This window comes from Butyricicoccus porcorum, assembly GCF_002157465.1.
Classification (GTDB): domain Bacteria; phylum Bacillota; class Clostridia; order Oscillospirales; family Butyricicoccaceae; genus Butyricicoccus_A; species Butyricicoccus_A porcorum.
On the sequence record NZ_NHOC01000002.1, the window covers coordinates 368,743 to 383,665 of the forward strand.

Genomic DNA, 14,923 nt, shown 5'->3' on the forward strand with positions numbered 1-14,923 from the left:
CGATGACGATTCTGATGACGCTGCTGGCGGTGCTCGCCATGGTTCTGGTCGATCAGGTTGTCAAATACTGGGCTGTTACGGTGCTGGCACCGATCGGCAGCATTCCACTGATCCCGGGCATTTTGCAGCTCACTTATGTGGAAAACCGCGGTGCGGCATTCAGCTTGCTGGAAAATCAGATCTGGCTGTTTGTGCTGCTCGCAGCGGCTGTTGTAGGCGCGATTGTCTACGCGTTCCGCAAAAACCTGATACAGAATACATGGGGTAAGATCAGCCTGCTGATTATCTGTGCAGGTGCGGTCGGCAATGTCATTGACCGCATTGTACACCACTATGTTGTGGATATGATTGAAGTTCTGTTTATCCACTTCCCAGTGTTTAACATTGCGGATATTTATGTCACGGTCGGTGTGGTTATGTTCGCCATTTATTACCTGTTCCAGCACAAGGATTCGGACGAAACGGAGCGCGAATGAGACAGATTGTTACAGTAACTGAGGCGGACGCGGGACAGCGGCTGGATAAGCTGCTCGCGGAGCAGCTGCCGGAACTGACGCGATCCGCCATACAAAATCTGATGCGGGAGGGCTGTGTTACACTGGCAGGCGCGCCGCTGAGGAAGAATGCAAAGGCCGCTGTCGGCGACACAATCTGGATTGAGCTGCCGGAGCCGAAGGAAACTGAACTTGTTCCGGAGGAAATCCCGCTGGACATCATTTATGAGGACGATGACATTGTTGTGGTCAACAAACCGCGTGGCATGGTGGTACATCCCGCGCCGGGCAATTGGAGCGGCACGCTGGTCAATGCACTGATGTACCACTGTGGGGACAGTCTGTCCGGTATCAATGGAGAGATTCGCCCGGGCATTGTCCACCGCATTGACAAGGACACGAGCGGGCTGCTGGTTGTGGCGAAGAATGACCGCGCGCATCAGTCGCTCGCCGAACAGATCAAGGAACATTCCGCCGGACGGCGGTATTATGCCGTGGTTTACGGCGCACCGCGCGAGGACAAAGGAACAGTCAACGCGCCGATTGCGCGCCATCGTGTAGACCGAAAGAAAATGGCGGTCACAGAGGGTGGACGACAGGCAATTACACACTATGAAGTGCTGGAGCGCTATCGCGGCTATACCTATATGGCGTTTCAGCTCGAAACCGGGCGCACGCATCAGATTCGTGTGCATATGGCACACATTGGGCATCCGATCATCGGCGATCCGCTGTATGGCCCGTCCAAAGACAAATGGAAGCTGGACGGGCAGTGCCTGCACGCCGGGCAGCTGACGCTGACACATCCGGCAACTGGAGAACGCATGACATTTGAAGCGCCGCTTCCGGCGTATTTCACCACTGTTTTACAGAAACTGAGGAATCAATATGGGGAAATTTGACGGCATTTTACTTGCATCCGATATGGACGGCACATTGCTGAACGACAAACACGAGATCGGCAGCGCGACGGTCGAAGCGCTGAATTATTTCACACAGAACGGTGGACACTTTGCGCTCGCAACCGGCCGCACCCGTCCTGCGACGGCGGCATATCGTACGTTGCTGCCGTGCAATGCGCCGGGCGTTTATCTGAACGGCGCAATCATCTGTGATGAGAGCACAGAGAAAATGGTCTATATGGAGGGTCTGGATGACCGCGCAAAGGCACTGGCACATGAGGTGATGAAAGAGTTCCCGCATATTGGTATCGAGGTGTATCTGCTCGACCATTCGTATGTCTGCCGGATGAACGATACCACGCGCGACCATTTTCGACTGCTGGACATCCCATATACAGAAATGGCACTGGATGACATCCCAGAGCCGTGCGAGCAGTGGGGAAAGATCAACTTCACCGGACAGCCGGACGAGATGGAGCCGGTGCGTGCCTTTGTCGACCCGATGAAGGAGTATTTTAATCTGACCTTCTCCACGCCGATTTTCTATGAGATGACCTGCAAGGGCGGTCACAAGGGTGACGGCGTGCGCCGCGTTGCGGACTATCTCGGTATCAGGCCGGAGATGGTCTGCGCCATCGGTGACAGCCAGAATGATCTGCCGATGCTGAAAAACGCAGGCATCGGTTTTGCACCCGCCAATGCGCGCGATTATGTGCTGGAAATTGCCGATGTTGTCGTGCCGGACAACAATCACGACGCACTCAAGGGCGCTGTAGAATATCTGGACAGCAAATTCTGAACGAAAAAAAGAAAGCAGCGGATTGCCATGCAGTCCGCTGCTTTTGTGATATACTGATAGAAAAAGGAAACCGGAGGAAACATTTATGAACAGAGAGGAACAGAACCGCGTGCTGGGCGCTGTTATCAGCCTGACTTATTCACTGTATCCGATTGAGATGACAGAGGAGAGAAACGCACTGGTGCGCCGCGCGCTGGCGGCGCTGGGGGAGGATTGCAGCACAGAGCAGCTCGATGCGTTGCTGTTTGACCTGCACCAGTCAAAGTATGACCTCAATCCCGGTTGTCAGTGCCTGTTCGGCAAAGGCTACTATCCGGATGACTTCACCGATAATTTCCGCAAGCTCGACCGTCAGGATGCAGTGGGAGCGGCGGCACGCGCCTTATTTGCAGCATTACAGACGCCGCACCCCGACTGGGATGCGGCGCTGATGTACTGCGCGATCCGCGCGATTTATAATACGGAATATGGAGAAGAACGCATGGAAACAATCCGTACACAGCTCGGCGGTTAACCGTGCAGGCGGCGGATAATGCGGAATGCAGTCGTCTGCTCGTTGATAAGCGGAGCGGAGTGAGAGAAGAATACAATGCCGTCACACGGGGCATAGATGTGCTGCATGACATAACCCTCGAGTGGGTGGGTAATCTGTGCCAGCTCGTCACCATAGGAGACTTCATCACCCGGATGCTTGATGCGCGTGAAAATGCCGCCGCACGGAGACTGCACGGGGCGAAGCTCGTCATCCTGGATAATAGATGCGATAAAGCCGCTGTGGCAGTGATATTTCAGAATACCCATACGGGAAAGGAAGCGCAGGACAGACACAATTGCCGTGCGTGCGGATTCCTGATCGATGTGGTCGGTCTCCTTGGTGTAGATGGAAAAAGCGTTCGTGTCCCAAATCTGCCAGTTGTAATTGAGCGTGCCGGTGTCATAGGGACGCGGCTTGCGCACGAGTACATACGGCAGACCGAACAGGTTTGCCAGTGAGGTGGACTGAAAACCGGTATCCATCATGCGCACATGAGGGATAAAGTCGCCCGGCATATAGAACGAGGCGAACTGAATGCCATAGTGGTAGCCCTGTACTTTTTCAAAAATACCGGCAGCAATGCGCTGTGTGGTTTCGCCGCGGTCATAGCCCGGATACATGCGGTTGATATCGGAATTGTCCATCGCCCAGAACCGCTTTCCGATGTTCATCGAATAGTGGTTGACCGACGGGACGACAAGAATTTCATTGCCCTTGACCAACATGCCGCGCTTTTCAAACTGCTCGAGCGTGTGTACAAGCTGTGCGCAGATATACAGCTGCTGGACTTCATTGCCGCGCATCGCACCCATGATGCAGACCGATTTTTCACCGCGTCCAAACCGATAGCCGGTGACATTGAGTGTATCGCGGTAAGGCGAGGGCAGTGTAAACAGTGTTTCCTTAGTCATTTTCGGCATCCTCCTCATATTCCTCCAGTACACGTGCAATCAGTGAACCGGAATATACGACCGGGTATTCGCGCAGCGTGAACACGCGTCCGGTAACATCTGCCTGTACGGCGTGCAGAATCTCTCCGGTCGCCGGGTTGACGATATCGCCCAGATGATCGCCCTTTTTCACGCGCTGCCAGTGCTCGACTGAGGAGACAAAAATACCGGATGCCTCTGCGTTGACAAAGCTGACATGGCCATCGCGCGAGACAATCGGTTCACGCACTGCCGGCGCTTCGCCCTTCCAGATGCCAAGTTCGCACATCAGGCGGAAAATGCCGTCTACCAACTGCATGCAGTATTCCTTTGTGATGCGCATGCCGACGCCCATCTCCACGACGAGGCACGGCACACCGGTCTTATTTAAACTGTGTGCCAGCGTCGCTTCCAGAACAGTTGCAGAGGCATGCACCCAGACGAAATCCGTGTTGAGCAGCTTGGCATACGGCAGAAGATTGTCCGCAGTTGTTTCATTGACGCGCACCTGCGGCGTCTCGCGCAGGAAAATATTCGATGCATGGATATCGATTGCCATATCAGCACCGCTCATATCGTTCATGATCTGCGCCGCGACAAATTCCGCTGTAGCGCTTGTGTTTGAGCCGGGAAAAATACGGTTCATATCCAGGTCGAACATTGGGATACCGCGCGTAATCGAGTCGATGCCGAGCGGGTTGAGTGCCGGATAGATGTCGACAATGCCATTCAGCAGTTCTTTGTGTTCGTTGATCCGGCGCGCGACCTCATAGCAGACATACTGGCCTTCCAGCTCATCGCCGTGTGTACCGGTGACAATGCAGATGCGCTTCATGTCCGGCCGCGTACCGGATTCCGGCTCAATGCGGTTCTTGATGATTTTCCATCGCTCATCGACCGGCAGGCCGACGGACACAACTTCTTGTATCATGAATATTCCCTCCATAACGCCACAATAACCGGCAGGGATACTCCTTGTCGGTCAATGTGGTATATTTTTTAATTATATGCGAATATGTAAGAATTACACATCGCGCACAGTCACAGTTACATTCTGCTTTTGGGAAACCGTGCAGGGGGCGTAGCCCGGCGTGCGGAAGAAGCCCTTGTCAAGGATGCAGTCGTTGTAGTCGCGGCCGGTTGTCAGGCAGATATAGCCGCTGTCAATCATGCAGTCATTGGTTGGGTCAAGCCCGCACCAGCGGCGGCCGTCGAAAACTTCGACCCAGGCATGTGTTTCCCCCTCGCCGAACAGATAACCGACTACATAGCGCGCCGGAATACCGTCGCGGCGGCACAGGGAAAGCATGATGTGCGTGAAATCCTGGCAGACACCTTTTTTCAGCGCAGCAGCCTCTTCTGCGGTGGTGCAGATGTTGGTGACACCCTTTTCATAGGTCATGATGCTGTGCAACAGATGCATCCACTGCTGTGCACGTTCCACCGGCTCTTTGCCGCTGATGGCAGCACCGGCATACAGGGATTCGATCGCTTCCCCCGGACGTGTCAGTTCGGACGGATAGCGGTAGATTGGATGCAGCGGGCCGTCAACATACGGCGTATCCCGCACCCAGGCAATGCCTGCTACAGAATACGAAAAAGAAGTATGTTCACTGTAGCAGTCGCCGATATACATGGTTGTTCCCCATTCATCGGTGACGTTGGCCAGATGCTCGGCAGGTGTAATTTCTTTGTGCAGGTCGCAGATAATCTGGCGGCTGTCTGTGCGGGGAACAAGCCGCAGGGAAAAGCTGTGCGAAATGACAGGTGTGTCAAATTCCAGCTTTTTGCAGTGCGTGAAATTCAGCTTTCTCATACGCGTCTCCTTTGTTATTCGGTAATCAGCGTCATGAGCGAACGGGCACATTCACGGCGCCAGCCGGGGGTGTGCAGCATGGATTCGCGCACATGGGCGTACAGAAAGTCGAGAACCTCTTCGTCGTATGCGATGCCGCTCTGTCTGAGGCGCGGTGTCATCTTGCAGAGTGCACGCTCAATATCTGCCGTCGGGAAGCTCAGACGCAGGAACAGGTCGAGACGCTCCAGATAGCGGCCGCATTTGATAATGCTGCGGCAGCGCTGATCCAGCACGTTGTCATCGATACTTGCCCAGAAAGCGAGCAGGTAATCCTGCACCGGGAGCAGAGCCATTGTGGGAACATCGGAATGGGAGGATGCCGCGTAGATATCCAGCGACATCTGGATGTAAGCCAGCGAATCGCTGGTGATTTCATTTCGCAGAATAATACCGTTGTCGTAGGAACGGTTGAGCGAAGTAAAGATCGAGTTCGGATCATCCTTATCGAACAGGAAACGATGGATAAAATCCGTCTCACTTTGATAGATGTTTGGGATATCCAGACGTTCGCATAGATTTTTGTATGCATCTGCCTGGCGGTCAATCATCTGATCGTAATAATTGTAAAACGCCTTCAGTGTTGTGTACACACGTTCGGTATAGCGTCCCAGCCAGAACAGGCTGTCCCTTTTTTCTAACGAGATAGTACCCATGTATCCTTAAATCCTCCTCCTTGCGATGAGTTGACAATAAACGAATCGGGGTTGCGGGAGAAACGGGTCAGGCCGCTTGCCCAGACCTTGGTTTCCGCGCCGCTGAGCACAAAGGCACGGAGATCAGCCTTGCGCGGAACCTGTTTGCCCTCGTCGATGATGTCCAGATCGCGGAAATCAATGACTTCCTGTGCAATGAACCGGCGCGGCTCGCGCTGGATAAGCTCGCGCCAGTCAGCAAGCTCCTGTTCGGACATTTTATCTCCGAAAACGACACCGTAGCCGCCGGCCTCCGCGACATCCTTGACAACCAGGCGTTCCAGATTTTCCAGAACAAACTTCTGATCTTCTTCGTACATCGGAAGATAGGTAGGCGCGTTATTCAGAATCGGTTCTTCCCCCAGATAATAGCGGATCATTTTGGGGACGAAGTAATAAATACCCTTGTCGTCCGCAACACCGTTGCCCGGTGCATTGATGATAGCAACATTACCTGCACGGTAAGCTGCCATCAGGTTGGGCACACCGATAAGGGAATGGGAGCGGAAGGTACATGGATCCAGAAATTCATCCGACTGGCGGCGATAGACGGCACCAACACGTTTTTTGTTGCCATGGTCATCGCGGTAATACAGTTTGCAGTCCTGTACGAACAGGTCGTTCGGCATGGCGAGTACGCTGTTGGTCTTTTCTGCAAGATAGGAATGTTCAAAAAATGCGGCGTTATAGCGTCCCGGTGTCAGAATGACATTGATGCCGCCGAGATTGACATTATCCATCGTTTCACGCAGCAGGTTCGCGTAGTCGCGGTTGTCGCGCACGGCATATGAGCGGAAAACACCCGGGCTTGCTTTTCGGGACAGTTCTCGTGCAATCAAGGGATAGGAGGCACCGGATGGAATACGCAGATTGTCTTCGAGGACGTACCACGTGCCATCCTTGGCCTGTACGAGATCAATGCCGGAGATATGGCTGTAAATACCTGCGGGAGGCATGATGCCCTCACATTCGGGCAGATATCCGGAGGAGGAAAAGACGAAATCCTCCGGAATAATGCCGTCAGCAATAATACGTTTCCGGCTGTAAATATCCGCCAGGAACTGGTTCAACGCATCGACGCGCTGCCGTAAACCGCGCTCAAGATAGTCGAAATCTTCTGCCGGAATGACGCGGGGAATCGGATCAAACGGAAACAGCTGCTCGTGAAATGTCCCGTTCTTATATATTCCGAATTTTACGCCATAACGTGCGAGAAGTACGTTAATGTTGTCGCCATGGGCGATAATATCTTTCATGGGAACCTCTCCCTTTCTATAGGTTGCAAAACAGGAAAAAGAAAAAGGCACTCCAATTATCTTGGAGCACCTTTGCTTATATATATTGTACGCTGTTTCCGACGGGATTGTCAAGATTTTTTGCCGTATATGGAAGTACGGATATAAACAAAAAAATTACAATGATTCGTGTATATTATACAAAATTTCACCAGAAATGACAGAGAACCCCAGTGTGTTATACTACAAAATAAGAAGTTCGTGCGTAAATATACGCATAAACAGAAACGGTTTTATTTTACATATCCCGATGTGCTGCTGCATACAATGATCGGAGCGATTCTATGATACTGCGGAACGGAGGCAGAGAGCATGTGTGGAATTGCAGGACTTGTGGGGGATATTCCGTCCCGGACAATATTAGAGCGAATGCGGAAGACCATGCGGAGGCGCGGACCGGATCAGGGAGGGATCTGGCAGAGGGACAGTGCGGCACTGATCCATGCGCGCCTTGCGGTTATTGATATCGAGGGCGGACGGCAGCCCATGACACGATGGGCGGGCGAAAAGGAATATTGCATGGTATATAACGGTGAGCTATACAATACGGCTGAGCTGCGCCGCAGACTGGAAGCATGTGGCCACAGCTTTTCCACTCATTCAGATACTGAAGTCGTACTGGCATCGTATCTGGAATGGGGCGAGGCCTGTCTGGATCTGTTTAATGGAATCTATGCATTTGCTGTGTGGGATATACGTAAAAAATCTCTGTTTTTTGCGCGTGACCGCATCGGTGTAAAGCCATTGTTCTTTACGGAAAAAAACGGAAATTTTCTGTTTGCATCAGAGATCAAGACCTTGCTTGCCCATCCCGATATCGACGCGCGGATTGATGTGAATGCGGTCGCAGAGCTGATGCTGGTTGGCCCGGGGCGCACGCCGGGCTATGGCGTATTCTGCGGCATCCATGAAGTGCCGGCAGGCTGGTGCGGGACCTATTCCCAACGGGAGGGTGTGCATCTGCGGCAGTACTGGAAGCTGAAGGATCGGGAACATACGGACAGCACAGAGGAAACTGTAGCGCATGTGCGGGAACTGGTGTGTGATGCCGTGGAGCGGCAGCTGGTGTCAGATGTTCCGTTGTGTACGTTTTTATCCGGTGGTTTGGATTCGAGTATTATTTCTGCGATTGCTGCGCGCACCTATGCCGCAGCAAGGCAGAAGTTGCATACCGTTTCTGTCACCTATCGTGATAATGATAAATATTTTCAGAAATCGCACTTCCAGCCCAACAGTGACGATGCATTTATTTCCAAAATGAATGACGCTATCAGTGCGGAAAATCATTTGGTTGTCATTGATACGCCGCAGCTGGTACAGGCGCTGTTTGAGGCAGTGGAAGCGCGCGACCTGCCGGGCATGGCAGATGTGGATGCTTCGTTGCTGCTGTTCTGCCGCGAGATCAGAAAGATCGGCACGGTGGCACTGTCCGGCGAATGTGCGGATGAAATTTTTGGGGGATATCCGTGGTATCGGGATGCAGATGTGCGCCGGAGACAGGGATTCCCCTGGGCGCAGTCGACAGAATACCGCGCGTCCTTCCTGCGGGGGGAATGGCAGGAACAAATAGATGCTGCGGCATATGTTGATACAAAATATCAGCAGACCATTGCAGAAGTGCAGCCGATTGGAGTACATGGCGTCGATGACTGCCGAATCCGGGAAATGACACGGCTGAATATGAACTGGTTTATGCAGACATTGCTTGATCGTAAAGATCGCATGAGTATGTTCAGCGGGCTGGAAGTACGCGTGCCGTTCTGCGACCACCGTATTGCAGAATATCTGTACAGCGTGCCATGGCACATGAAGGATTTAGACGGCATGGAAAAGGGATTGCTGCGTGAAGCTGTACGCGGGTTGCTGCCGGAGGAGATCCGCATGCGCAAAAAAAGCCCGTATCCTAAAACACACAACCCGGCCTATCTGCGTGCCGTGTCCAATCTGCTGCGCCAGGTGCTGGATGACGGGACATCGCCGATGTTCGATATCGTCAAAAAAGAGGCACTTGAGCAGCTGCTCACTGAGCACCGCGCACAACCGTGGTACGGGCAGCTGATGCAGACACCGCAGACCATCGCTTATTTTTTGCAGCTTCACCATTGGATGGCACTGTATCACGTGACGATTTGCTGAATGCCTTGCGTACGATATCGTTCTGCGGTATGATAGATGCAGGACGGTGATTGGCATGGAAGAACAGCTTGATATTTTTGACGAACAGATGGACTGGATCGGCACAGCACCGCGCAGCCGTGTACACGCAGAGGGCCTGCTGCATCAGGTTGTACACTGCTGGATGATTGGTGAGAGTGAACCGGTGCTGTATTTCCAGCAGCGTGCACATACGAAGGCGGATTTTCCGGATTATTATGATCTGGCGTGCGGAGGGCATATTGGCGCAGGGGAATGCCCGGATAAGGCTGTGCTCCGCGAGGTGTGGGAGGAAACCGGTTTGCGGCTTGCATCGGGACAGCTGACAAAGCTCGGACAGTACCGTGCGCCGGATCTGCATCTGCCCGGCTTTTTTGACCGCGAGACTTCCAATGTTTATGTGTTACGGCAGGATACGCCACCATTTGCACCGGGGGAGGAGGTTGCGCGCATGATCTGTGTGCGTGCGGAGGAATTTTGCCGTATGGAGCTGGAAAATGCGCGTGAAATTGAGGCAAAGACGCTGGATGGCGTACCATTCCGCATTTCACGGGACGCATGGTGCTGTCATGACGGTGAATTTGCTGCATTTGTCTTCCCGTATCTGAAACAGGCTTTTCCTCAGCTCAGATGTGCAGGAGATTGACAAAATCGTGGATTTCTGTATAATAAATTGGAGTGAGTAAAGTTAACAGCCGCGTAAACAGTGCCGAAAGGCCGTTTATGAGGAAAGTCCGGGCTGCGCAGGGCAGGATAACGGATAACGTCCGCCGGAGGCGACTCCAGGAAAAGTGCAACAGAGATATACCGCCACGGCATTGCCGGGGTAAGGGTGGAAAGGCGAGGTAAGAGCTCACCAGTCGCATAGGTAACTATGCGACTCTGTAAACTCTATCCGCAGCAACACCGCAGAGGGACACACAGGGCTTGCCCGGCCCGTCCCGAGAAGGTGGCTAGAGGTGTGTGGTAACATGCATCCCAGATAGATGGCTGTTCCAATGACAGAACCCGGCTTACTCTTTGCTCACTCTTTTTGCATTTTCTCCCCGCTGGTGCGAGGGTTTCTGTGGGAACGCATCCGGGCAAGGAAGCATTCCCGACATAATAAAATGAAATGAAGATGATATGTTTGCGTGCGGCAGGAGAGCGGGACGCTTTTCGGTGCGCAGAATATTCGGAGGCAAGTGAAAATGAGCGCATATGATCGTTTTTTGCAATCGATGAATGAAAAACAGGTCACGGTGATCGGCATCGGTGTGAGCAATACGCCACTGATCAGCCTGCTGTTGGAGGCAGGAGCATATGTCACCGTACATGACCGGAAAACAGAAGAGGAATTGGGAGAGATTTATGAGGGCCTGTCTGATCTGGGCGTTCGCTTCTGTGTCGGAAGTGAATATCTGAAAAATCTTGGCGGAGATATTATTTTCCGTACCCCGGGCATGCACCCAAACCATCCGGCATTGGTACGGGCGCGCGAGCAGGGCAGCGAGATCACCAGCGAGATGGAGGTCTTCATGCAGGTTTGCCCGTGCCCGATTGTCGCCATTACTGGTTCGGACGGAAAGACTACTACTACCACGCTGACCTGTGAAATTCTCAAGACGGCAGGGTATACCTGCCATCTCGGCGGCAACATCGGACGCCCGCTGCTGGCAGATGTCCCATTGATGACAGAACAGGACATTGCAGTTGTCGAGTTATCTTCCTTCCAGCTGATGGATATGGAATGCTCTCCGGCGGCGGCGCTTGTCACGAATGTCACGCCGAACCATCTGGATGTCCACAAGGATATGGAGGAGTATATTCAGGCGAAGACCAATATCTTTAAGCATCAGAAGCCAGGTGCAAAGCTGGTGCTCAATGCAGATGATCCTGTTTCGCAGAGCTTCCATCCGGCAGATGGTGTGGAACTGCTTCAGTTTTCCATGAAGGAGCCGGTACAGAATGGTGTTTATCTTCAGGATGGCGTAATCTGGTATGCAGAGGACGGTAACCGCCGTAAGATCATGGATGCCTCGGAGATTCGCATTCCGGGCGCGCACAATATTGCAAACTATATGGCGGCGACCTGCCTGACACACGGTAAGGTTTCGTTTAACGATGTCATTACGGTTGCGCGTTCGTTCGGCGGCGTTGAGCATCGTCTGGAGCTTGTCCGCACCTTGAATGGCGTGCGCTATTATAACGATTCGATTGCATCCAGCCCGACGAGAACAGCGGCAGGTCTGCGTGCCTTCAAACAGAAGGTGATCCTGCTGGCGGGCGGTCATGATAAAAAGATTCCGTATGACAGCTTTGGCCCAATTGTATGCGACCATGTCAAACGACTGATTTTGATCGACGCAAATCCGGATGACAGCACGGCACCGGCAATTGAAGCATCGGTACGTGCAGCAGAGAATTTTGATCCGGAACAGCTTGTCATTGAAACCTACAATGATTTTGAAGCAGCTGTACGCGGTGCGGCAGCCGCTGCACAGGACGGTGACATTGTTCTGATGTCTCCGGCAAGCGCATCATTTGATATTTTCAAAAACTTTATGGAGCGCGGCAACCGGTTTAAAGATATCGTCAATTCGCTGTAAGTTACGAAAAATATTCCACAACCGCCGGACGCAAGTTCGGCGGTTTGTTGTGTATGGGAGGGAGCAGTATGGTACTACTCAATGCGGAGCATATTTCACTCAGCTGGGGAGAAAAGGTGCTGTTTGACGACGTTGGATTTGCGCTGGAGGAACACGACAAGGTCGGATTCATCGGTGTCAACGGCACAGGAAAATCGACATTTTTGCGCATTCTCGCGGGTTTACAGGAGGCGGATGAAGGAACTGTGACGCTGGCGAACGGTGCGCGCATCGGTTATCTGCCACAGGCACCGGATTTTTCGGAGGATATCACAGTATTGCAGCAGGTGTTCCGCGGTGCATCGACGGAATTTGCGCAGGAACGCGCATATGAAGCGAAGACGCTGCTCACACAGTTGGGCGTTGCGGAATTTGACAAATCCGTGCGCCGGTTGTCCGGTGGACAGAAAAAGCGCGTGGCGATTGCATCCGCACTCATCAATCCGAGTGAAATTCTGATTCTGGACGAGCCGACCAACCACATCGACAACGAAACGGCGGCATGGCTTGAACAGCAGCTGAAGGCATACCGCGGCGCGATTGTCATCATCACGCATGACCGATATTTTCTCAACCGTGTGACAAACCGCATCTGTGAGCTGGATCATGCGAAGCTGTATTTTTACGACGAGAATTATGAGGGCTTTGTTGCGCGCAAGGCGGAGCGCGAGGCAAGCGCCATTGCATCCGAGCGCAAGCGGCAGAGCCTGCTGCGGCGTGAGCTGGAATGGATGCGGCGCGGTGCACGTGCGCGCGGCACCAAGAGCCGCAGCCGCATCGAACGCTTTGAGGAGCTGTCCAGCCGGAATCCAATTCAGGAAGCGGATACACTGGAGCTGAAATCTATTTCCACGCGCCTTGGCAAAAAGACCATCGAGGTTTCCCATCTGACAAAGGGCTGGGATGGTGTGACGTATATCCGCGATTTGAACCTGACAGTGGCGCGGAAGGACCGGATCGGCATTGTCGGACGAAATGGCACAGGAAAATCGACCTTTTTGCGCATGCTGACCGGCCGTGCGCAGCCGGACAACGGTACCATTGAATTCGGAGAAACGGTTCGCATTGGATACTTTGCGCAGGACTGCGGACATATGGATGACAATCAGAAGGTGATCGAGTTTATTCGTGACATCGCGGAAACCGTGCGCACACCAGACGGCACATTGTCGGCCTCCCAGATGCTGGAAACCTTCCTGTTTTCCGGTGAATCACAGTGGACACGCATTGGCAGCCTGTCCGGCGGAGAAAAGCGGCGCCTGTACCTGCTCAGTGTTATCATGAGTGCGCCCAATATTCTGCTGCTGGACGAGCCGACCAATGACCTCGATATTGAGACACTGACCATTCTGGAAAGCTATCTGGAACATTTCGACGGCGCAGTGCTTGCAGTATCGCATGACCGCTACTTCCTCGACAAAATCGCCGGGCGTATTTTTGAATTTCGTCCGGATGGGCATGTCAGGGAGTACCTGGGTAATTATGCCGATTATCTGGAAAAGCGCGGAGATGCGCCGGAAGCGGTGTCGAAGAAGACAGAAGCCGCGCCGAAGCCGCGTAAAAAGCCGAGCGAAAAGCTGCGCATGAGCTATAAGGATCAGTATGAACTGGAGCATATCGAGGACGAAATTGAGGCGATGGAACAGCAGCTTGCGGGCTTGCAGGCGGAGCAACAGGCGAATACCTCAGACTTTGTGGCGCTCCAGCAGCTTGCCGGACAGATCGAAGAACTGTCCGCGAAGCTGGAGGAACGAACCGAACGGTGGATGGAGCTACAGGAACTGGCAGAACGCATCGAGCAGCAAAACAGTTGATTACAGCACCAGCTTGCATATGCCGAGCGCCATGAGCGCGAAGCCGCACGCCATCGAGCGTGCTTTTTCGCCCGGAATAGGCAGCTTTGTGCCGAACCATCTGCCATACCAGACGGCGAAGAAATTCCACACAAATGCGATGCCAAACAGCGGCAGCAACGCAAGACCCTCTGTCAGGATGCCCAGACCACCGATCAGTGAGTCGATGGACACCGGGACGGCGAGCACAATGGCCTCTGCCGGGGAAAGAACCTTGGAATTGTCCTTGTCCGCTTGTGCATGGTCGAGAAAGACTGCCGCACCGGTGCGCAGCGGTGCAAGCCACCGGCTCTTGGTTCGCTGAACGGCGAGAGAGATATGATCGCCGCAGAGCTGCATCAGACCGATCAACATGAGTGCGAAAAAGCCGAGCAGACGGATGTACAGCTCCGGCAGGTCGTCGAACAGGATATTTTTGCCCGCGGCAGACACGAGCAGGAATCCACTGCTTACAGCCGCCATGCAGAGGCGCGAGTACCATGGAATCCAGATGTCTGAGGTGCCGCAGGCCATGGCGGCAAACATGACGTCCATCGTGACGGCGATGATGATAAAAAAGTCCAAAAAAATCCCCCCTGAAAAAAACCGCCCGCATTCGGTACAGCCATTTGTATGACAGAACCGAGCGAGCGGTGATTTTTTCAGATGGGGAAGTGTTTAGGTGCTATCTGAAAACCGAGAAAATGACGAATATTTCGCAAAGGCGAGGTCGATTCCAGACAAAAGCACGCAGGAATCCGTTCGGATTTCAAGTGTTTTTAACGATGAAGCGATCTGCATTTGTA

At 53.2% G+C, this 14,923-nt stretch carries 14 protein-coding genes and 1 other RNA gene; 9 read left to right on the plus strand and 6 right to left on the minus strand.

Going from position 1 to position 14,923, the window contains the following annotated elements; genetic code table 11:
- Window positions 1–2 precede the first annotated feature (2 nt).
- The 4 genes from lspA to CBW42_RS03230 all read left to right on the plus strand — a co-directional run bounded on the left by lspA (window position 3) and on the right by CBW42_RS03230 (window position 2,709).
- A complete protein-coding gene (gene lspA, locus CBW42_RS03215; protein ID WP_242969771.1) occupies window positions 3–476 on the plus strand; it encodes a signal peptidase II in 474 nt (157 codons plus the stop codon).
- Window positions 473–1,396 carry an RluA family pseudouridine synthase gene (locus CBW42_RS03220; protein ID WP_087017680.1) on the plus strand — a complete coding sequence of 308 codons (924 nt, stop codon included), beginning with the start codon at window positions 473–475 and terminating at the stop codon, window positions 1,394–1,396. The genes lspA and CBW42_RS03220 overlap by 4 nt, the downstream gene beginning before the upstream one ends.
- Window positions 1,383–2,195, plus strand: a complete 813-nt coding sequence (locus tag CBW42_RS03225) for a Cof-type HAD-IIB family hydrolase (RefSeq protein WP_087017682.1) — start codon at window positions 1,383–1,385, stop codon at window positions 2,193–2,195. Before CBW42_RS03220 ends, CBW42_RS03225 begins: the two co-directional genes overlap by 14 nt.
- A gap of 85 nt (window positions 2,196–2,280) precedes the next feature.
- Window positions 2,281–2,709 carry a hypothetical protein gene (locus CBW42_RS03230; protein ID WP_087017684.1) on the plus strand — a complete coding sequence of 143 codons (429 nt, stop codon included), beginning with the start codon at window positions 2,281–2,283 and terminating at the stop codon, window positions 2,707–2,709.
- On the opposite strand, the gene CBW42_RS03235 is transcribed toward CBW42_RS03230, so the two are convergent.
- From CBW42_RS03235 to CBW42_RS03255, 5 genes are all read right to left on the minus strand, one after another.
- Window positions 2,706–3,641 carry a M14 family metallopeptidase gene (locus CBW42_RS03235; RefSeq protein ID WP_087017686.1) on the minus strand — a complete coding sequence of 312 codons (936 nt, stop codon included), beginning with the start codon at window positions 3,639–3,641 and terminating at the stop codon, window positions 2,706–2,708. The two genes, CBW42_RS03230 and CBW42_RS03235, sit on opposite strands and share 4 nt — an antisense overlap.
- Window positions 3,634–4,590: a M14 family metallopeptidase gene (locus CBW42_RS03240; protein ID WP_087017689.1), complete on the minus strand. Its 957-nt coding sequence runs from the start codon at window positions 4,588–4,590 to the stop codon at window positions 3,634–3,636. Before CBW42_RS03240 ends, CBW42_RS03235 begins: the two co-directional genes overlap by 8 nt.
- 93 nt (window positions 4,591–4,683) lie before the next feature.
- On the minus strand, window positions 4,684–5,475 hold the full coding sequence (locus tag CBW42_RS03245) for a transglutaminase domain-containing protein (protein ID WP_165761030.1): 792 nt from the start codon (window positions 5,473–5,475) through the stop codon (window positions 4,684–4,686).
- Between the two features lie 14 nt (window positions 5,476–5,489).
- Window positions 5,490–6,170, minus strand: coding sequence for an alpha-E domain-containing protein (locus tag CBW42_RS03250; protein ID WP_087017693.1), 681 nt, complete (start codon window positions 6,168–6,170; stop codon window positions 5,490–5,492).
- Window positions 6,152–7,465: a circularly permuted type 2 ATP-grasp protein gene (locus CBW42_RS03255; protein WP_087017695.1), complete on the minus strand. Its 1,314-nt coding sequence runs from the start codon at window positions 7,463–7,465 to the stop codon at window positions 6,152–6,154. The genes CBW42_RS03250 and CBW42_RS03255 overlap by 19 nt, the downstream gene beginning before the upstream one ends.
- Before the next feature lie 351 nt (window positions 7,466–7,816).
- On the opposite strand from CBW42_RS03255, the gene asnB reads away from it, so the two are divergent.
- The 5 genes from asnB (at window position 7,817) to CBW42_RS03280 (ending at window position 14,099) form a co-directional block, all read left to right on the plus strand.
- Window positions 7,817–9,640 (plus strand): asparagine synthase (glutamine-hydrolyzing), encoded by a 1,824-nt coding sequence (gene asnB, locus CBW42_RS03260; RefSeq protein WP_087017697.1) that lies wholly within the window; start codon window positions 7,817–7,819, stop codon window positions 9,638–9,640.
- 55 nt (window positions 9,641–9,695) lie between these two features.
- Window positions 9,696–10,304, plus strand: a complete 609-nt coding sequence (locus CBW42_RS03265) for an NUDIX hydrolase (protein WP_087017699.1) — start codon at window positions 9,696–9,698, stop codon at window positions 10,302–10,304.
- Between the two features lie 33 nt (window positions 10,305–10,337).
- An RNA gene (rnpB, locus tag CBW42_RS03270) (RNase P RNA component class A) lies at window positions 10,338–10,689 on the plus strand.
- A 159-nt stretch (window positions 10,690–10,848) separates the two neighbouring features.
- The gene (murD, locus tag CBW42_RS03275; RefSeq protein ID WP_087017701.1) at window positions 10,849–12,246 is read left to right on the plus strand and encodes a UDP-N-acetylmuramoyl-L-alanine--D-glutamate ligase; all 1,398 of its coding nucleotides are present in this window, start codon (window positions 10,849–10,851) and stop codon (window positions 12,244–12,246) included.
- A 68-nt stretch (window positions 12,247–12,314) separates the two neighbouring features.
- A complete protein-coding gene (locus CBW42_RS03280) occupies window positions 12,315–14,099 on the plus strand; it encodes an ABC-F family ATP-binding cassette domain-containing protein (protein WP_087017703.1) in 1,785 nt (594 codons plus the stop codon).
- Here the strand turns inward: CBW42_RS03280 and CBW42_RS03285 are convergent, their stop codons facing one another.
- On the minus strand, window positions 14,100–14,702 hold the full coding sequence (locus CBW42_RS03285) for an MntP/YtaF family protein (RefSeq protein WP_087017705.1): 603 nt from the start codon (window positions 14,700–14,702) through the stop codon (window positions 14,100–14,102).
- Window positions 14,703–14,923: the final 221 nt, after the last annotated feature.